Origin of the sequence: Vibrio sp. OY15, from assembly GCF_000742455.1 — a bacterium.
Taxonomy (GTDB): domain Bacteria; phylum Pseudomonadota; class Gammaproteobacteria; order Enterobacterales; family Vibrionaceae; genus Vibrio; species Vibrio alginolyticus.
Map to the genome: position 1 here is coordinate 240,195 of NZ_JPIL01000009.1, position 18,829 is coordinate 259,023.

The 18,829-nt window shown below is 47.2% G+C and carries 16 protein-coding genes; 8 read left to right on the forward strand and 8 right to left on the reverse strand.

Annotated features, from left to right (window positions below; genetic code table 11):
• Window positions 1-12: 12 nt before the first annotated feature.
• Entirely contained in the window at window positions 13-1,446 is a 1,434-nt protein-coding gene (ehuR, locus tag IJ23_RS11580; protein WP_081886418.1) for a MocR-like ectoine utilization transcription factor EhuR, read from the forward strand.
• Between the two features lie 20 nt (window positions 1,447-1,466).
• Here the strand turns inward: ehuR and IJ23_RS11585 are convergent, their stop codons facing one another.
• Window positions 1,467-2,489, reverse strand: coding sequence for a helix-turn-helix domain-containing protein (locus tag IJ23_RS11585; protein WP_033906329.1), 1,023 nt, complete (start codon window positions 2,487-2,489; stop codon window positions 1,467-1,469).
• Window positions 2,490-2,620: 131 nt separating this feature from the next.
• On the opposite strand from IJ23_RS11585, the gene IJ23_RS11590 reads away from it, so the two are divergent.
• Genes IJ23_RS11590 through IJ23_RS11600 form a run of 3 tightly spaced genes read left to right on the forward strand, consistent with a single transcriptional unit; the run spans window position 2,621 to window position 4,998 of the window.
• The gene (locus tag IJ23_RS11590; RefSeq protein WP_033906330.1) at window positions 2,621-3,382 is read left to right on the forward strand and encodes an SDR family NAD(P)-dependent oxidoreductase; all 762 of its coding nucleotides are present in this window, start codon (window positions 2,621-2,623) and stop codon (window positions 3,380-3,382) included.
• Window positions 3,383-3,422: 40 nt separating this feature from the next.
• Window positions 3,423-3,935, forward strand: coding sequence for a 2,4'-dihydroxyacetophenone dioxygenase family protein (locus tag IJ23_RS11595; protein WP_033906331.1), 513 nt, complete (start codon window positions 3,423-3,425; stop codon window positions 3,933-3,935).
• A 4-nt stretch (window positions 3,936-3,939) separates the two neighbouring features.
• Complete coding sequence (locus IJ23_RS11600; protein WP_033906332.1) at window positions 3,940-4,998, forward strand: zinc-binding dehydrogenase; 1,059 nt, start codon at window positions 3,940-3,942, stop codon at window positions 4,996-4,998.
• A gap of 83 nt (window positions 4,999-5,081) precedes the next feature.
• Here the strand turns inward: IJ23_RS11600 and IJ23_RS11605 are convergent, their stop codons facing one another.
• Both IJ23_RS11605 and grxB read right to left on the reverse strand, forming a co-directional pair.
• On the reverse strand, window positions 5,082-6,206 hold the full coding sequence (locus IJ23_RS11605) for an alkene reductase (protein ID WP_033906333.1): 1,125 nt from the start codon (window positions 6,204-6,206) through the stop codon (window positions 5,082-5,084).
• A 10-nt stretch (window positions 6,207-6,216) separates the two neighbouring features.
• Window positions 6,217-6,846, reverse strand: coding sequence for a glutaredoxin 2 (gene grxB / locus IJ23_RS11610; RefSeq protein WP_033906334.1), 630 nt, complete (start codon window positions 6,844-6,846; stop codon window positions 6,217-6,219).
• Between the two features lie 198 nt (window positions 6,847-7,044).
• Between grxB and IJ23_RS11615 the strand changes: the two genes are divergently transcribed.
• Window positions 7,045-7,980, forward strand: a complete 936-nt coding sequence (locus IJ23_RS11615) for a LysR family transcriptional regulator (RefSeq protein ID WP_033906335.1) — start codon at window positions 7,045-7,047, stop codon at window positions 7,978-7,980.
• Here the strand turns inward: IJ23_RS11615 and IJ23_RS11620 are convergent.
• Window positions 7,933-8,844, reverse strand: a complete 912-nt coding sequence (locus tag IJ23_RS11620; RefSeq protein WP_005373761.1) for a LysR family transcriptional regulator — start codon at window positions 8,842-8,844, stop codon at window positions 7,933-7,935. The two genes, IJ23_RS11615 and IJ23_RS11620, sit on opposite strands and share 48 nt — an antisense overlap.
• Before the next feature lie 220 nt (window positions 8,845-9,064).
• Between IJ23_RS11620 and IJ23_RS11625 the strand changes: the two genes are divergently transcribed.
• Window positions 9,065-11,944, forward strand: coding sequence for an MGH1-like glycoside hydrolase domain-containing protein (locus IJ23_RS11625; protein WP_033906337.1), 2,880 nt, complete (start codon window positions 9,065-9,067; stop codon window positions 11,942-11,944).
• Window positions 11,945-12,049: 105 nt separating this feature from the next.
• Here the strand turns inward: IJ23_RS11625 and IJ23_RS11630 are convergent, their stop codons facing one another.
• A complete protein-coding gene (locus tag IJ23_RS11630) occupies window positions 12,050-13,618 on the reverse strand; it encodes a DEAD/DEAH box helicase (RefSeq protein WP_033906338.1) in 1,569 nt (522 codons plus the stop codon).
• A 285-nt stretch (window positions 13,619-13,903) separates the two neighbouring features.
• Entirely contained in the window at window positions 13,904-14,614 is a 711-nt protein-coding gene (locus IJ23_RS11635; protein WP_033906339.1) for a lipoate--protein ligase family protein, read from the reverse strand.
• 225 nt (window positions 14,615-14,839) lie between these two features.
• Between IJ23_RS11635 and IJ23_RS11640 the strand changes: the two genes are divergently transcribed.
• A complete protein-coding gene (locus IJ23_RS11640; protein ID WP_025767966.1) occupies window positions 14,840-15,166 on the forward strand; it encodes a DUF4156 domain-containing protein in 327 nt (108 codons plus the stop codon).
• A gap of 79 nt (window positions 15,167-15,245) precedes the next feature.
• On the opposite strand, the gene IJ23_RS11645 is transcribed toward IJ23_RS11640, so the two are convergent.
• Window positions 15,246-16,274 carry a hypothetical protein gene (locus IJ23_RS11645; protein ID WP_033906340.1) on the reverse strand — a complete coding sequence of 343 codons (1,029 nt, stop codon included), beginning with the start codon at window positions 16,272-16,274 and terminating at the stop codon, window positions 15,246-15,248.
• A gap of 410 nt (window positions 16,275-16,684) precedes the next feature.
• The gene (locus IJ23_RS11650; protein WP_017819834.1) at window positions 16,685-17,833 is read right to left on the reverse strand and encodes an aminotransferase-like domain-containing protein; all 1,149 of its coding nucleotides are present in this window, start codon (window positions 17,831-17,833) and stop codon (window positions 16,685-16,687) included.
• Window positions 17,834-17,957: 124 nt separating this feature from the next.
• Between IJ23_RS11650 and IJ23_RS11655 the strand changes: the two genes are divergently transcribed.
• On the forward strand, window positions 17,958-18,827 hold the full coding sequence (locus IJ23_RS11655; RefSeq protein ID WP_033906341.1) for an AraC family transcriptional regulator: 870 nt from the start codon (window positions 17,958-17,960) through the stop codon (window positions 18,825-18,827).
• The last annotated feature ends 2 nt before the right edge of the window (window positions 18,828-18,829 follow it).

An 18,829-nucleotide genomic window follows, 5' to 3' on the forward strand; every position in this document is an offset into this window, starting at 1 on the left:
TGAGCGTTAAAAATGAATCAATTAAAATATTGTGTCATGACAATTTCTTTGAACCCGATCGTTCGGCCAGGCACCGCTAAATACATCTCCATTGGTAACTATCTTGTCGAATGTGTCCGCAGTGGTTATCTAAAACCGGGAACTCGATTACCCACACATCGTGAGTTTGCAGAGCAAATTGGCGTCAGCGTACAAACGGTGAGCCATGCATATGGTTATGCAGAGAAAAAAGGGGCGATCGAGTCTTGGGTTGGGAATGGTACTTTTGTCAAATCAGGTTTTGTGGATGAAAGTACGGACACGGAGTTCATGCTGACACAAGAGATGAAAGAAACGCCGGATGAAATTGATATGTCGATTGCACATCCAGTGGTGACCGATCGCCACATTACGCTTTTTAATCAGGCGTTAATGGAGATTGCTGGGCAAACAAACAATCGTGGTTTGATCAGTAAAGCAAAGCCGGTAACAGGTCAGCCTCATCATATTGAGTCAGGAGTACGATTTCTAAGTAGCCAAGGGCTGGATGTGGGTGCCGATCAAATATTACTCACAAATGGTGCATGCCATGGTTTAACGTTGGCTTTAAGCACAGTTGTTGAACACGGTGATTTAGTTGCTTGTGGTCACTTGGTTGATCATGGCTTGATCTCTCGCTCGAGAATGCTTGGATTTAAGTTGCAACCACTTGAAATGGATGAGTTTGGTATAACGCCGGATGCATTTGAATGGGCATGTAAACACAAACCAATCAAGGTATTGTGTTGCACACCGAGCATGGCTAACCCGACTAGTGCGCATATGGATGTTGCACGCCGAGAGGCGATAGCGAATATTGCGCAGCAATACGACATCTATGTCATTGAAGATGACGTGTATGGAGCACTAGAACCTAACCGTGTCCCACCCCTTGCCACATTGTTACCCGAACAAGCTTTCTATGTCACCAGTTTAACCAAAGTTGTAGCGCCAGGCATGCGCACTGGCTATCTGACGGTCCCACGTCATTTTCTGCAGCACGCGATTGGTCGTTTAGCGGCTACGAGTTGGTCTGCGACTCCATTACCATTTGAAGTCGCTCATTTGTGGATCGAAAACGGTACGTTAAATCGACTTATTCGCTTTCAAGTCAATGAGTTTGCTAAGCGACAGCGAATAGCAAAAGCCGCTTTAGAAGGGCATGTTTATAGCTCGCACCCGAATGGACAGCATATTTGGTTGAGACTACCCGAGCAGTGGAATAGCGATGACCTGGTTGCTTCGGCTAAGCGTTCAGGGGTGCAGATCACGGGATACAAACCGTTTGTTCTCGATACTAATCAGCCAATGCCTTACGTGCGAATCAGTTTGGGAGCAGAGACTAATCGAGGCTACATCAAACACGGGTTATCTGTGATTGCTGAAATTCTCGATACCAACCCTCCCACCTCACACTTTTTGGTCTGAGCGATAGGTTATCTATGCTTTTAACTGATGGGCTTAAACGTTTGTAACTGAGTTTTTTCTTGTCGCCATCGCCTTGGCGATTTTCCCGTCCAGCGACGAAAGTGGCGGCTGAAGACCGCAGTTTCTGCATAGCCCAGTTGCAACGCGATATCGGTAATACTCTGAATATTCTCATGCAATCGCTGTTCGGCGAAATCCTGACGCACTTGTTGTAAAAGCTGCCGATAATTTGTGCCCTGTTGTTTCAGCTTGTTTTGCAGCATTCTCGGATGCAGATCCAATGCTCTTGCAACGCGCTCAACGCTGCATTCTCCGGTTGAGAGCAGACGGCCAATCATGTTTGCTGCTTGGTCACTGAGATTGTTGGGGTAACGAGTTTGCAGCTCTTTGAGGTGCTGCTGAAAATGGCGCTCTAGTGCGTCTTCATCTTGGTGGTTCTTAGCGTTAAGCAGACTCGCTTTAAGTAGGATACCGTCAAACTTATCACCGAAACGCAGTTTGTTCTGCTGGGCAAATTCGCTCTGTTCTGCCTCGAAGCTTGCGTGTTGGGTAAGGTGTAAAGTGAAGTAGCTCGCTTCAATATCAAGTAAGCTCGCAACAAACATGGCTAAGTGCGACACACTGAGCTGCATCAGCTGTGCGATACCTCGTTCGCTGTGCACATCAATATTGAGCGACAACCGTACCCAATCATCTTGTGGGGTCATGTTGAGAGTGACTCCTGACGAATGCAGATAGAGAAAATCATTCACCCGCGCCAAGGCTTCACCGACCGTTTGCGCCCGGGAAACCAGCATTGGCAAGTCTCCCAAGCTCTGTAGGTTTTGACGCTCGGCGAGCAACACGCCAAACAGCGGTTGCTGACAACGAGCAGCCGCTTCCTCCAGCAATTCAGCCAGCCTAGGGTAGGCGAGATACGTATCGGGATTGCGAAACTGCGCCGCAGACAGCCCGACGGCAGCCATAATCTCAACCGGATTCTGCCCCAGTTCGGAAACCAAGCTATCAAATTTATCGGCAGCGCCACTTCGTACGATATACATGTCTCGATTTTTAAATGTTAACAGGTTGTAAATCGTAATGTATCAAATTTACTTCGCAAAAGGTCAAGTGAGTGTCAGTGAGTTGATCTAGGTTACATTTTGATAACAACAACACATGAACGAGAAGCCGTATGGAACTTATCAATAAAACCGCGATTGTCACCGGCGCTGCAGGTGGAATTGGCCAAGCCATTATTCACAAGCTGCTGGAACAAGGCGCGAAAGTACTTGCTGTCGACATTTCCCCTCAATCACTCAATGTGTATCAAGACTTCGATGCAGAGCAGCTACGAACATTTGTTGCAGACGTCACCGAATACCAAGAAGTGGAAGCCATGGTCAAGCATGCGGCCGAACAGTTTGGCTCGCTCGATATCATGATCAACAACGCGGGCATCGGCGCCCCGAAACCTCTGCTTGACCACGACCCAGTTGCAGATTTTGAGCCGATCTCAAAGGTCAATCAAAACGGTGTCTACTACGGCATTCTCGCCGCTGGGCGACAATTCCAAGCACAAGGTACACCGGGCGTAATTCTCAATACATCGTCTGTTTACGCGCAAATGGCGTCTGAAATGACCTTTACCTACAACGTTAGCAAAGCAGCGGTCGACATGATGACTAAATGCGCCGCATTAGAACTCGCACCATTGGGTATTCGTGTTTGCGCTGTCGCTCCGGGACGCGTTGATACTCCGATGTTAAGGCAATACGAAGAGATTGGCCTGTGGGACCACATCCGCAAAGAACAGATGCGTCAAAACTTCACACAACCAGAAGAGATTGCTGATGTGGTGGCGTTTCTGGTCAGCGAGAAAGCCAACTGTATCAACGGTTGTACCATCAGCGCATCTGACGGTTTCGAGAATTTTAAGTACCCACTTATGGGATAGGTGAGTACGCCACATTACAGCAATAGCGAGGATGTAAGTTATGTCATTACCAGAAGTTATTCAGCACCAAGATTTCTTATTAACTCTTAATACCAATGAGGAGTCGCTCATCAAAGACGCTCTACCGGGTGTGGATGTTTACCCGTTGTTTCTTGACCCAGAAAACGGGACTTGGGTGATTCGCGCCAAATTCAAACCGGGCGTGACTTTACCTAAGCACTTCCATACTGGTGTGGTGCATTTCTATACACTGAGTGGCGCTTGGCACTACATTGAATACCCAGACCAAGTCCAAACCGCTGGTAGTTATTTGTATGAGCCAGGTGGTTCGATTCATACCTTTCACTGTCCAGAAGAGTCGGGTGGTGCTGATGGCTTTATGGTGATCCAAGGTGCGAACATTAACTTTGACGAAGAGGGTAACTTCATCAACATTATGGATGCAGGTTGGATTGAGCAAGTGGTGGTTGCCGCTGCCAAAACGCAAGGCTTCACTGCGCGCTATATCAAACCGGGTGCGATTGCTGCCCTGAGTGATGCTCTTGCGGAGTAACCCCATGCAACAGATGAACAGTATTGTAATGCAGGATGGCCGAGTCCGCCTGCAGCAAGTCGAAATCCCCAAACCTGCAGCGGGACAAGTGTTGGTTCGCAGCCTTGCCTGTGGCATTTGTGGCTCCGACCTTCACATTACTCGACACGCGGATGAGGTATTTGATGTATTCCACCAGCTCGGGTTGATACCTGATGAAGCCGGTGAGCACGCTCAAGTAATGTTGGGGCATGAGTTCTGCGCGGAAATTGTCGAATACGGTGCTGATACACAACAAACATTACCCGTTGGTAGCCGAGTCACCTCAGTGCCGATGTTGCTCAGTCAAAATGGCGCGGGCGTTGGTGTTACTCCGGGTACTTATGGCGCTTACTCTGAGTACTTCCTGCTTGATGAAGCGTTATTGCTACCTGTGCCAGACGGAATGCCATCTGAGGCGGCGGCACTGACTGAACCACTGGCGGTCGGTTTGCACGCGGTCAATCGCAGTGAAATCGAGACGGAAGAAACAGCGCTGGTTGTCGGTTGCGGTCCTATAGGGCTGGCTGTGATTGCTGCACTGAAACAACGTGGCGTCAGCAATATTCTTGCGGTCGATCTTCAGGAAGAAAAGCTGCAACTTGCCAGCGAGTTTGGCGCAAATCGATTGATCAACCCGACCAAGGAAGACGAGATCGCCGTTGGTGAGCAGTACGCGATGAACTCACGTCTGGTCATTTATGAATGTGTGGGCAAGCATACCTTGATTGACGATTTTATGCGCCGCGCCCCTGCCCGAGCGCGAATCGTCATCTCGGGTATCCATACGACACCCGCAATCATTAACTACGCGTACGCAACGGTAAAAGAGCTCGACTTGAGATTCTCTTACTACTACCAACCGCACGAGTTTGAGCAATGCCTACAAGCGATTGCCGAACATAAGTTGCCTTGGCAGAAAATGCTCACTGCCAAAGTAGGGATCGATGGTGTGGAAGATGCGTTTAGACAGTTAATGACTCCCAACGACCACATCAAAGTGGTTATCGAACCTTGGCGCAGCGGCGCGTTAGAAGTGATTTAACTCTTAGCCAGATTTAGCTAGCTAAAACCAATTTTAGTTTGGTGACAGCCCCAACCGTAGCAGCTAGGTTGGGGCTTTTTTTGTTAGGCCTGTTCTGCGCATTCATGTTGCAGAGCAGGGTAATCGGTGTAGCCTCGTTCGTTTCCGCCAAACAACGTTGAGCCATCGAGTTCTGCCAACGGATGGTGATGTTGCAAGCGAGAGACTAAGTCTGGGTTTGCTACGAACGGCCGTCCGAATGCGACAAGATCCGCGTAACCTTTCTCTAACACTTCGTTTGCTCGTTGAGGATTGTAGCGACCTGCGACAATGATAGCGTTGCGAAAGCGCTTTCTAAGTTCGATTCGGAACGTCTCTGGAATCGTTGGTGCATCGGCCCAATCGGCCTCGGACAAGTGCAAGTAGGCAATGTCGCGCTCCTGTAGCTGTTTTGATGCCTCTAAGATCGTTGGCACGATATCTGGGCAGTCCATATCTTTAAACGTAATGAATGGTGCCAATCTCACTCCAACTCGATGCGCACCAACAGCGGCGATAACTGCATCCACTACTTCGATAAGAAAACGGATACGATTTTCTCGTGAACCGCCGTAGTTGTCTGTTCGATGGTTTGAATTGGTTCTTAAGAACTGGTCTATCAGATACCCATTCCCGCCGTGGATTTCTACACCATCAAAACCCGATTCAATGGCGCGTTTGGCTGCGTTCGCGAAATCACCGACAACTCGGTTGATATCTGCTTGTGTCATGGCGCGAGGCTCAACACAATCGACCATATTGCCGTTGCCTTGTTCATCTGCAATCCAAACTTGCGTCTCTACCGGAGCGAGCGCAGATGGCGCGATAGGCTGTTCACCATTTTGGAATGTTGGGTGAGACACTCTGCCCACATGCCATAGCTGACAAAACATCGCTGCGCCTTGTGATTTGACCGCTTGGGTCACACCCTGCCAGCCCGCCACTTGCGCATCGGTGTAAACGCCAGGGGTGAACGAGTAGCCTTGAGAATCGTCCGAAATTTGTGTGGCTTCGGAAATGATCAGCCCGGCAGAAGCGCGCTGTTGATAATACGTTGCCATCATCTCATTCGGGATGTTGCCCGGCTGAGTGGTGCGTGCGCGAGTCATTGGTGCCATGACAATACGGTTTTGTAGTGACAACGATTTCAGTTGAGCTGGTTCAAACAGCTTATTTGTTCTTTGTTTCATGTTGCGCTCCTCAGATAAGCACTGGCACGTTGGTCGCTTTACGAGCGCTTGCCATCCAGTGAAGTACGGCTGGATCCCATTGCACTTCGGAAGCACTGAAGAAACCGCGCAAAATGGAGAACATAATGGCTTGATCAACCAGTGATGTTTGCTTTTCTGAACTTAGGTTGAGCAAGGGTTTGGTTTGTTCTATCAAAGCGGCGACTTCTTTCGCAATCGCAGGTGTATCGTTAATCAAAGCTTCAAAATTTAACGCTTCGGTTTCTTTTTTTGCACGCCATGCTTGTTTCGCGGTTTCTGTTGCAAATTCCGGTAACGTCATGTTTGACCAACGCGGATACCCGACTTTTTGTAGCGGTAAAAACGCTTGTTTTTGCCAGTCTAAAACCGGTGTTGAGGGTTGGCTGCTTTCATTGGAAGATGCCAATTCAAGGAAGTAGTTGATGATGTCTAAGCTTTCCGCCATGGCTTCACCATCGTCTTTGATCAAAAGAGGAACTTGTTTGGCGCCGATGATGTTTGTGGTGGTGCTCTCGTCGTCATAAGCAATGTTGACGACGTCGAGCTGAATATTCAGCATGCCTGCAACAAAACGGACGCGGGCGCTAAAGGGGCAATGTTCATAAATGTACAGTTTCATGTTTTGTTTCCTATCTCTGGCTGGGCAGGGCGTGTTGTTGTGCGTTGTACAGCGTTACGGCGTTTAACTTTGCCCTGTCACATAACGTTCTGGGTCTAAACAATGTCGATAGGGTCAGTATATGGATTCGATTTAATTTGATAATTGGGTAATATCTGAATTGATTATTCAGTTTTTCCAAACAACAAGGGCGCGAAGATGGATAAGTTTTCGGATATGACGTTGTTTGTCAGCATCGTTAAACATCAAGGTCTGGCAGCGGCGGGAAGGGAGTTAGGTTTGTCTCCGGCGACGGTAACGGCAAGGCTGCAAGCGATAGAAGAACGCTATGGCGTAAAGCTGCTCAACCGAAGCACACGCCACGTATCACTGACAGACGCAGGGGCAATGTACCATCAAGCTTGTCTGAACATCATTGATAGCGTGAAAGAGACGGAAAACTTACTGCAAACGGGTATTTCGGAAGTGCGCGGAACGTTGAAAATTTCAGCTCCACGAGATATTGGCAAACAAATTATTTCGCCGATGGTGTCGGCTTTTTCTGAGCAATATCCGGATGTGACGCCTTATCTTTATCTTAATGATAATTTATCGAACTTGGCTGAATCGGGGCTCGATTTAGTGATTCGTTACGGTGAGTTAGCGGACAGCAATCTCATTTCGCGCAAGCTGGCGTCGAGTCAACGTGTGCTGTGCGCGTCACCTGATTATTTGTCGAAGCAAGGTATCCCAAACTGCCCACAAGATCTCGCGGATCATCGCTGCTTAGCGATGGTGCGCAGTAATGAAGAATTAAAAACGTGGCACTTTAAAGATGAAGAGTCTCACCAATCGATTACGGTCACGCCAAAGCGCTTTTCTGATGATGGTGAAGTGATTCGACAATGGGCGTTGGACGGTGCGGGGATTGCGTTGAAATCGATTTTAGATATTCAGCAAGACCTAAAACAACAACGTTTAGTAACGGTTTTGGATGGGTATATGAAAAACTTCAGCGCCTTTTCGCAAGGCGCTGAAGCGGATTTGCATGTCATTTATCAAAGCCGCCAATATCAACCGAAACGAGTTCGCCTGTTTTTGGACTTTCTAGTTGAGCAATTTAGCGCGCTGAGTGATGCCAGCAATCAGCTCTAGATGCGATTCGGAGGTTTCTCGGCGGTGGCGATAAATCCCGACGGTGCCAGGGTTTGGTTCTTTTTCCATGGTTAAGCATCGTAAGCCAAAGGATTCCAAATACGGTTGCAGATGGCGAGTATAAGACATCACCGCGACGCTTTCTTTCAGTACATCAATGCTGGCGAGCAGAGAATCCACTTCGTAAGTCGGTCTGTCATCCAGTTGCTGCCTTTCGCGTTCATTTTGTTTCGGGATTGGGTTATCGATGACGTGAGCGAATTTCTTAGCGTCATAAGTGACCGAAAGAGCGGGGTATTCGTGCAGCATTTCTTCGGTGACGGTTTTACCTAGCAGTGGATGATTTGGGGAAACAAAATAGGCATCAACCGTTTGAAATAACGGAATAAACGTAACATCGCATTTAGACGACAAGCCGACAATCTCGTGGCCGATGAAGAATTCAATCTGTTCGTTGATTAATGAATCCATCAAGCCTAAGTGGTTGCCAAATTCGACGTGTGTAGATGCCGATGGCTGCTTGGTCAGATGTTCATTGAGTGCTTGTTTGACGAACAGCGGCCACCACGCATCGCCAGTACCCATTTTAATTTTTCCGACTTGATACTGTTTCCGTTCATCAATGCTTTGCATCATTTGGTTGTATTCATGCTGCATCGCGTTGCTATGGCGATAGAGGATGCGTCCGTATTCGGTCAACACCATGCCATTAGGATGACGTTCAAACAGCGTCACGCCGAGATTCTCTTCCAGCTTCTTTAAATTGCTTGTTACCGTTGGCTGGCTTAACCCTGCCATTCTTGCCGCAGCACTGATGCTTTGGCAGCGTGCAACCAGTAAAAATTGCTGCAGAGATTTGTCCATTTTCTTTCCCCTCTAAGAACGAGGGGTATTTTGCACAATTTCATTTATAAATCACAAATCTGTAATCTCATTTGATTGAAATTATGCGCATTTCATAGATCTACATCACTGTTGGGGTCTGACGTATAGATGTTATCTATAGCTCGCTCCTGACTTCCTATTTTCTCCTCAAAAAGGTGTTCTTTAGACTGTCGCCAAAACAACAATCTAAGGGATGAACATGAAACCGAGTTTTATTGCGCTTGCTGTCGCGTCTTGTATTGGTCTTGCTGGATGTGGGTCAGATTCCTCTGATGCGCCAGTGTCAGTCGACAAACCAATTATTTCAGCCGACTTATATTTACGTGGTTTAAATGGGGATTGGGGCACGGCAGAGCATGCCAAGCTAAACTCTTTGGGTAATAACGAGTACGAAACCGTACTGCGCGTCGCTCGAGGTAGCAATCAGTTCAAGATTGCTGATCCGGGTTGGCAGATCCAATACACCTATTTTGAGGAGCCCGCGGCGTTCGATAAAGCTCAAGAGTACCTGCCAAAACCAGACACGAATGAAGCGTGTATGAACGATGATTGTAACTCTGAGATCACGTTTGAAGACAAAGGGTATTACAAGTTTTCTGTGAGCTTTGCCGATGAAAGTCGCGCGACAATGACTGTGACGAAAGCAACGCAAGAAGAAGCGGAAAAATACTACTCTGATGCGATTCTCGACCCTGCAATGGTGCATGAAGGGCATCAGAATAAAGAAGTGAAACTGTTCGCCAATTACGATGACTCGAGTGATACCGTGATTTTTTCGGTGAAAGATCCTAAAGCTGAGCTGCGTGAATTTGGTATTTCAACGACGACAGAATTGCGTGATGCGCTCGACCAAGGCTTAGTGATTAATGAACAAACAGGACCGCGAGTGGTGTCGGGTGATGTCGCGTTTGACGCGTTGTTTGCATTGACGATGAAAGAGCTAGACCAGCTCGCCGTTTCTGAAATCAAAGACGGCAATTACAACTACAACAACCCAATCAAAGCGGAAGTTTTTGAGACGGGCGCGAAGTGGCATTACGTATGGACGCGTGATTTGGCGTACGCAGCAGACCTTTCGCTTGCATTGATGAATCCAACTCGGGTGCAAAATGGTTTGAATTTCAAATTGTCCGCTTTCCGCGATACGACCGATCAGCAATACGATGGCGAGCAGATTGTGCAAGACACGGGCACTGGCGGCAGTTGGCCAATCAGTACCGATCGCACGACTTGGGCGCTTGGTGCTGAACGCTTACTTTCGGCATTAGATGGGGAAGAGTACAACCAATTTGCTGAGCGCGCATATAACGCTATCAGTAATACACTTGAAGCCGATCGCTTGGCGGCTTTTGATGCGAAATCTGGTTTATACACTGGCGAACAATCATTCCTCGATTGGCGTGAGCAAACGTATTCAACGTGGACGCCAAACGATGTCAATACGATTGGGAGCAGCAAAGCGTTATCGACAAACGTGGTTCACTACCGCGCGATTCATCTCGCGGCTAAGTTGGCAGAGAAGTACGACTCAACCAGCGCGGTCAAATACACCGATTGGGCTGAGCAGTTAAAAACCGCTATCAACGAGCAGTTTTGGAATGCCGAACGCGGTATGTACGTAAGCTATTTGTTTGACAATGGCAAAGACATTGCGGTCGACAAATACGATATGTTGGGCGAAGCGTTGGCGATCATCAGTGGCGTGGCAAGTGATGCGCAGGCGAAACAAATCTTGGCCAATTACCCACACAGTGAGTTTGGCGTGCCGGTTTACTTCCCTCAACAACCGGACGTGCCTGTGTACCATAATCGCGCAATTTGGCCATTTGTTACCGCGTACAGCTTGCGCGCCGCGCATCAAACACAAAACGTGGCTGCGGCGAACAATGCGATTCAATCGTTGGTTCGTGGCACGGCAACTAATTTATCCAACATGGAAAACTTAGAGTGGCTTTCTGGTAAGTCATTCATCATCCATAGTGATCATGGCGAAGACCAGAGCTTGGATGGCCCAGTGATTAACTCTCAGCGTCAGCTTTGGTCTGTGGGTGGCTACTTGAACATGGTGGTAGAGACCCTATTCGGCATCCATACCGAAACGGGTAAGTTGGAAGTGAAGCCATTTATCACAAGTTGGGTGCGCAATAACTTGTTGGCTCAGTCTGAACAAATCACGTTGGAAAACTTTGCCTTTAAAGGAAATAACTATTCGGTAACCATTGATTTGCCTGAAGTAAGCAAAGATGAAACGGGCTACTACCCAGTTGAAAATGTCACAATGGACGAAGAGGGGCATTTCCACGTGACACTGGGCGCGCTAGTGAACGTAGATAGCAGCATTACTTTAGTTTCTGGTGTGAAACCGTATGTGAGTGAAGATAGCCGCGTTTATTCTCCGCAAGAGCCAAAACTGGTAGTAAAAAGCGTTGATAATTCGGTTTCGATTGACGTGACGAGCAAGTACAACGTGAACTTGTATCGCAATGGCGAGCTGATTCAAAAGAACGTGATTGCTCAATCTTATTCCGATACGCCAACAGGTTTTGCTTGTTATTTGGCTGAAAGCATTAACGATAAAGGCTTCCGTTCTAACCCAAGCCAACCAGTTTGTGTCGGTGAAGAGATCCGCATCAAACTCGATGGCGAATATCAGCCACTCAAAGACAATGTCTCAGTGGTTACGGTGAGTAAAGACAGTGGCATCGTAAAAGGTGCAGAGTCGTTTACAGCCCCTGTAACGGGCACTTACCAGTTCGATGCTTGGTACAACAATAACCTAGGGCAACTTAATACTGGCATCACGAACACCGTGAAATTGTTAGAGGTATTGGATGATGCAGGTAAGGTGGTTGGCCAAGGTTACTTGCAGATGGGCCATATTGGTGAAAACCAAGGTATGCGTTACTCAACGCCAATTGAAGTAGCGTTGGAGCAGGGAAAAACCTATCAGATCGCGCTGAAGGACCACTTCAATATGAGTTACCTCAAATCGAATGAAACCTACATCTACGCTGGTGGTATTGAGGGTGAAAAGAACGAAGCGCAAATCGCAGATATTCGAATCACACCTTTAATGTAGACTGTTTTAACAAAGCTGTATTCTAAAAAAACTGTGTTTTAAGAAAAAAAGCCGCTGAGATTATCAGCGGCTTTGTTGTATTTGCTATCGGTGGCCGTTTACAGGTTAGTTTGCAGCCTGCGGACGAGGTTTACGGCGCTGACCTGACGGTTTGTTTCCTGCAGGCTTAGCATTGTTTGGCTTGCGGTTACCAGACGGTTTACCAGCGTTGCCATTCTTATTACCGTTTGGTTTATTTCCACTCGGTTTATTGCCATTTGGCTTGTTGCCGTTAGGTTTACGGTCATCTGGTTTGCTGTGTGCACGACCTTGGCCTTCACGGTTACCTTTAGGCTTGCCTGCACCGCCTTGGTTGGTGCTGTTTTTGTTGCCGTTGTTACCAGCGTTGAAGCGACGCTTAGGTTTGTTTGCACCATTGCCTGCTTTCTTATCGGTTGCTGGGGCGTTTTCACTTGCAGCATTTGGCGCTTTTGGTTTTTTCGGCTTCTTAGGTTTTTTCGGTTTGATTGGGCGAGTATCCAGTTTAGATTCTGGCACCACATTGGTTGGCGCAAAACCTTCCAGCTCTTTACGTGGTAGTACTTCTTGAATCAAACGTTCAATCGCAAACAACTCAGATGCTTCTAGCGCACACACGAGTGAAATCGCTTTACCTACTTCGCCCGCGCGGCCAGTACGACCAATACGGTGAACGTAGTCTTCTGCCACTTTAGGTAGCTCAAAGTTCACCACTTGCGGCAATTGAGGAATATCGATACCGCGCGCAGCAATGTCCGTCGCGACCAACACACGAATTTCACCCGATTTAAAATCCGCCAGTGCTTTGGTACGTGCGCCTTGGCTCTTGTTGCCGTGGATGGCAGCAGCCGGTAGGTTTTGTTCGATCAGGAACTTCGCTAGACGGTTTGCGCCGTGTTTCGTTTTCGTAAACACCAGCACTTGCTTCCAATCGCCGTCTTTGATCAATTTAACCAACATCGGTGCTTTCTTTTTCACGTCTGCTGGGTAGATGCTTTGCTCAACCGTTCTTGCCGTCGAGTTTGCCGGGTTCACTGAAATCTCAACCGGGTTGTTCACCAAGCCTTTCGCAAGGTCGCGGATTTCATCCGAGAAAGTCGCCGAGAACAGTAGGTTCTGACGCTGTTTTGGTAGCAGAGCTAGGATCTTACGAATGTCACGGATAAAGCCCATATCCAACATACGGTCTGCTTCATCCAGCACTAGCACTTCCAGTTGGTCGAACTTCACCGCATTTTGGTTGTACAAATCCATCAGGCGCCCTGGTGTCGCGACCAACACATCCGCACCTTTGCGAAGACGCAGCATTTGCGGGTTGATCTTCACACCACCAAAAACCACCGCACTGCTTAGTGGAAGATGACGGCCGTACATAAACACGTTTTCTTGCACCTGAGCCGCAAGTTCACGCGTTGGCGTCAGGATAAGTGCACGAACTTGGTTAGCACGAACGCGAGGGCCGTTCGATAAACGCTCAAGAATCGGTAGCGTAAAGCCTGCAGTTTTACCTGTACCAGTCTGCGCTGCTGCCATTACGTCTTTCCCTTCCAAAATAGCAGGAATTGCTTTTGCCTGAATTGGCGAAGGGGTGTCGTAGCCTTTCTCTTGAATAGCTTTAAGGATTGGAGCAGATAGACCTAACGAGGTAAAACCCATATGTATGATTCTCAATTGTAGAGTTAGATAACAACGCGCCGAAAACAAATCGGTGCGAAAAGTGCGACATTCTGAGGCTTTTACGCGCAGGCTTCAACTAATTCCGTCATGGATAAATATTTGAACTGGATCTCATTTCTTTTTGGCAGGCAAAACTGATAACTGGTTTGGTCGATCGATTGAATGGTTTTACGTTGGCGATGCCCATTCTTACATCGTTATCACGGTATGCAGTTTTAGTTTATCAAATGCTGTTCGGAGTGTGGGGGAGGCTTGCTCCTTTCATTACTTCGCTTTTGCATGCGTTAAAAACGCACTCGTCAATTGCTGAAAGAGCGAATCTACCGATGGGCGGTCGGATACATGATGGAAGAGCGGTGTGTGGACATCACCACGAATATCATCGCTGTGACCGCAAAGCTGATTACACATTCGTACTGGTTCGACAATCTTCTCGACGTCGGCATCAATCAGAATGCATGCTTGTGACAATACCACTTGTCCGCCGCCTTTTTTAAGTAAAACACGCTGCGCGGTTCCCACGACTTTTTGCCCGCCAATGTTGAGGTTGTACTCGCCATCGCAGTAGGAATAAGGCGTAGCATGAACATCCACTTTCACGCCGAGCTGTTTAAAGAAAACCGTTAATATCGCACATAAATCGAGATACGCTTTTTTGATGTTGTAAGGCTCGCCTTCTGGCCAGTGGTAAATGTGGGATAGATTGATAATACCTGGCACCTGAGGGACTGGGGCACCACCGGTTTTACGAGAAAAGAGCTTCCAGCCAGACGTATTTAACGCATGTTCTAACTCATTAGACACTGGCCATTTCTTACCCGCGGGAAGCACGAGCGTTGGACTTTTTACTTGCCAAAGTAATAGCACTTGCGAGAGTTGGTTGGACTGAACTTGTTTAATGAGCTCATCTTCTTTGTCAAATGCATCAGCGACTTCCGTAGCTGTGTAGCGAATTAGCTTATTTTTAGCAACCAAACTCTATCCCTCGCGGCTATTTAATCATTACTGTTGTATCTCAGATACAGCTTTATTGCTAGGTCTGTGATTATTAGGTTTTTGCTCGCTAGCTGCATGATCACCTTTTGGATCTTTTCCGTTGTCCATTAATTCTACTTGAACACGCGATAAAAAGTTTTTGCTAGTCATCACATCAGCCATTCATAAAATCTGCCATCTATGAAAAATTTTGGCGATATAAGTATGAAAAAGCGAGTGATGACTCTCGCGTTAGCGGCATCATTAACGGGATGTGTGACGTTCCCAACTCAAGAATCTGAGCAAGTACAGGTGCTTTGGGACAATGTGAATGCGATTGAAAACTGTGAACTAATGGGTACCGTGATCGGCTCAGAAGGACACTTTTACGACTATTGGCTTCACGCCGATAAAGACATGGTTTGGGGGACGCTAAACCAAATGCGCATCAAGGCGGCAGATTTAGGCGCAGATACCTTGTACTTATATCAACCGTTGAGCTTTTCTACGTCAGTGACGATGTTTGCAAATGCTTACAAGTGCAAACAGTAGCTATTGGCTTGATCATAATTGAAAGACAGGCGTTGCTCGCCTGTCTTTGATGCGCTCTACAAATACTGGCTACCTTGCGTTAATTGACGTTTGCTGTCGCCACCGCTGATGTATCAGAAAACGACAATGTAAAGTCTCGCTCAGTATTAAGCACTTTGGCTGGAAACTCTAAGCTCAACTGCGTATGTGGCGCGACTTCTGAAGCAATGCTAGTAACGAATTTTCGGGTTTCTCCAGGAGAGATCGATTTGTCACTTCCACCTTGTGATGAGAGCTCAGCGATACCCATTGTTTCAAGTGTGTTACCTGCAGTATCCGCCAGGTGTAATAAAGATTCTGACTTGTAGATTAATTCTCCACTTTCGGTGCGATAGGCATTAAACGTGTTGAAATTTGGTTGTAATGATCCTTGTGATCCAATGTTAGTAACGGAAAATGTCACATTAGCGCCATCAAAGTTCTCGACTCTTACGAGTACGTTACCGTCTTGGTAACGAGCGGCTGCTGCCGCGGTTGCTTGTTGTTTCTGCCGCTGTTTCTCTTTTTCAATGTCGCTTAACTGTTTCTGCTCATTAGCGATTCGATTCTTTGCCATGGAGTACGACTGATCGACCATTGCTATTAAAGCGGGGATTGAATACAAAGTGAGGCCTTCCAAATGGTCAAAGTCGATTTTGGCATGTTGAGTACGTTTATGATTAGAAAATTGGCAGTAACCATCAATCAAACTGATGAAAGCCACTTCAAAAGTGCCCTGTAATCGGCTTACTTCCTGTGCTGCTTTCTCTAGATTTGAGCGGACTTTCCGAATCTCTTCCAAACTCTTTTGTGAAAGACGACCGTTTGGCGATACGTCGTTAGAAACCGAAACCAGTTCTTCGGTCACAAATGGATTGTTTTCGGCTGGAATCACCGTAGTTATACGGTTGGATTTGGTGATGTCTTCGCCCAATAAAACCATCATTTTTTGCGATGCGGCGGTTGTGTTGCCCGCTAATACGTCACTACAGTTTGGCGACGTATTGGCATACACGGCGAATGCGGTAAAAAGTGAAAGTGTAACGGACCAGCCGATGGTGACGAGTCCTGTCGTGGTTCGAGTATTCATCCTGATAACCCCTCTGTCATTTGGTGCGATTCACTGACGTAATTGCCAATCAAAAGATTGGCTCGCGACATTCAGAATGGTTCTGGTCAACCCTTCGTAGTGGGTCTGCCCACAGATGCTTTTTTAGTCGTTTATCAACCGCTAAGCCACGATTGATAAAGTGTCTGAAATTGAGAGCATTAACGCTGCGAAGTTGATGTCTTTGACTGAAAGATAGACGTAACTTTTCTAACCATCAAATACGTGATTGAGTTCTCATTTTTATATGAGTGAGAGGTTCAAGAGAAAACAGGCACTTACTGTAGAGAGTTGATTTGAAGGAAAAATATAAATTTTTTTGGGGAACTTTTTTGATGCTGCCTTTGAGACTTTTTTGAATCTCAAAGGCAGGTTCTTACACTCGCGCTCAATTACAACGTGTTGAGGACATCCGCGAGTCGAGAGACAGCTGTCGTCAGTTCTTCTGGTGTAGCATTGGTAAAGTTAAGACGCAGAGCGGCTTTTACCTTTGAACCTTCTGGATAAAAGACCGGGCTAGGCACTACAGCAACCCAGTTTGCGAGAAGGTTTTTCGCCAGTTCGAAGGTGTCGCATTCTGGAATTTCGACCCAAACGAACATACCACCATCGACGGGTTTGAGTACGCAACTTTCTGGCAGCTGTTTTTGCAGTTCAGCAAACATGACATCGTAACGTGATTTGTAAAGCGCACAGATGGTTGAAATGTGCGTTTCGAAGTTGTCATGTTGCAGTAGACCATGCAGCAAAGCTTGCATAGGAATACTAGAGTGCAGATCGGCACCTTGTTTAATTTTGATGAGTGGCTCAAGGTAGCTACTCTTGCCCGTAACTACACCAATACGCAAGCCTGGTGAAGCTATTTTGGAGAAAGAGCGCAATACGATGGAGTGCTGTGGGCAGAAGTCCGAAACCAGTGGAAGCGCTTCACCAGAAAAACGTAGCTCGCGGTATGGTGCGTCTTCAATGAATGCCACGTCGTATTGTATACAAAGCTCGGCAACTTTTTGGCGAGTCTCTAGCGCCCAGCACACGCCCGTTGGGTTGTGAAAATCGGGCACAGCATAGAACATTTTCGGTTGCTGTGTAGCAAAGCATTGTTCAAGTTCTTCAAGGTTTGGACCACACTCGGTTTGTGAAACGGTCACGATGTTGGCTTGCACTAGACCGAATACTTGCATAGCACCAAGGTAGCTCGGTGCTTCCATCACCACTTTATCGCCCGGATTCACGTACGCACGCGCAATCAAATCTAGCCCTTGCTGAGAGCCCGTTGTGATCATAGCCAAATGAGATTCCGGCAGCTGGTAATAATCGGTCAAAAAGTTAAGTAGCGGGGCGTAGCCTGCTGTTGCGCCGTATTGAAACACCTCTGGCATATTCGCGAGGTTTTCGAGCGTCGGTTTCATTAAGTCGATCGGGAAGGTTTTTTCGTCCGGCAAGCCACCTGCAAGAGAAATGACGTTCTTATCGCTCGCTGCTGCGAGGATCTCTCGGATGTAGGATGACTTAGTTTGTTGTAATGACTGTGCGATTTCCATGTGCTGTGCTTCTCGTAAATGTCTTTTTTATGTCAGAAATAGTATAGGTAAATTGCCAAGCTTGGTGTGTCCATTTATGCTGTTAAACATGTCCACTTATGCTATTTAAGCGAAAGTTTACTCCGTGAGCCATCAACAAGTTTCCAGAATCAATGACGTGCTGTTTTACATTCACCAAGACATTAGCAGAGATTTATCGGCTAAAGAGCTAGCAGATGTAGCAGCCTATTCTGAACAGCACTTCCATCGTATTTTTAAAGATGTGGTAGGGGAGTCTGTCCATCAATATATCCGTCGCACAAGAATGGAATACGCCGCCAATCAACTGATGTTTGATACCAGCTCATCGGTGTTAGACATTGCTAACAAGTGCGGCTTTAGCTCGGTATCTTCTTTTAGCCGAGCGTTTAGAGCAACGTTCGCTATGTCTCCTGGCGCGTGGCGAAAACATGATTTACAAGTCGCAGAAAAGCCGTATCTAAAAGATCCGGAAGTGGCTGCGGGTTATCATCGGGTTGCTAAACGCGAGTTGCCAGAACCTAAAATTATGGAGGTTCCACAACGCTTTGCGGCTTATGTGCGGCATGAGGGTTATAGCCGTTCCATTCGCAATGCGTGGCTGATTTTGAAGGCGTGGGCAAGCTCTGAGAATCGGGACTTTTCGGTTCAATACGGTTTGCATCACTCCAACCCCGCTTGGGTCGAGCTCGATAAGTGTCGCTATGTGGCTTGTATGGCGATTGATAAGCCGCTTAAAGTACGCGGTGTCGTGAATCAAATGACGATTCCGGGTGGTTTGCATGCTGTTTTTCGCTTAACAGGGGTATATGGAGAGCTTCTTCCTCAATTGAGTATGGTGTTAGAAAAGTGGTTGCCGAATTCAGGCTTTAAGCAGCGTTCTACTCCCGCTTATGTTCACTATCATAAAAACCATTTCCTTAGCCATGATGAGGCGTTTGAGCTGGACTTCTATCTGCCCATCAGTTTTTTCTAACT

Coding starts and splice junctions, on each gene's coding strand:
- IJ23_RS11585 (WP_033906329.1), bottom strand. CDS start 2,489: ATGTATATCGTACGAAGTGGCGCTGCCGATAAATTTGATAGCTTGGTT.
- IJ23_RS11630 (WP_033906338.1), bottom strand. CDS start 13,618: ATGGGTTTTACCTCGTTAGGTCTATCTGCTCCAATCCTTAAAGCTATT.
- grxB (WP_033906334.1), bottom strand. CDS start 6,846: ATGAAACTGTACATTTATGAACATTGCCCCTTTAGCGCCCGCGTCCGT.
- IJ23_RS11620 (WP_005373761.1), bottom strand. CDS start 8,844: ATGGACAAATCTCTGCAGCAATTTTTACTGGTTGCACGCTGCCAAAGC.
- IJ23_RS11595 (WP_033906331.1), top strand. CDS start 3,423: ATGTCATTACCAGAAGTTATTCAGCACCAAGATTTCTTATTAACTCTT.
- IJ23_RS11615 (WP_033906335.1), top strand. CDS start 7,045: ATGGATAAGTTTTCGGATATGACGTTGTTTGTCAGCATCGTTAAACAT.
- ehuR (WP_081886418.1), top strand. CDS start 13: ATGAATCAATTAAAATATTGTGTCATGACAATTTCTTTGAACCCGATC.
- IJ23_RS11645 (WP_033906340.1), bottom strand. CDS start 16,274: ATGAATACTCGAACCACGACAGGACTCGTCACCATCGGCTGGTCCGTT.
- IJ23_RS11650 (WP_017819834.1), bottom strand. CDS start 17,833: ATGGAAATCGCACAGTCATTACAACAAACTAAGTCATCCTACATCCGA.
- IJ23_RS11590 (WP_033906330.1), top strand. CDS start 2,621: ATGGAACTTATCAATAAAACCGCGATTGTCACCGGCGCTGCAGGTGGA.
- IJ23_RS11625 (WP_033906337.1), top strand. CDS start 9,065: ATGAAACCGAGTTTTATTGCGCTTGCTGTCGCGTCTTGTATTGGTCTT.
- IJ23_RS11605 (WP_033906333.1), bottom strand. CDS start 6,206: ATGAAACAAAGAACAAATAAGCTGTTTGAACCAGCTCAACTGAAATCG.
- IJ23_RS11600 (WP_033906332.1), top strand. CDS start 3,940: ATGCAACAGATGAACAGTATTGTAATGCAGGATGGCCGAGTCCGCCTG.
- IJ23_RS11640 (WP_025767966.1), top strand. CDS start 14,840: ATGAAAAAGCGAGTGATGACTCTCGCGTTAGCGGCATCATTAACGGGA.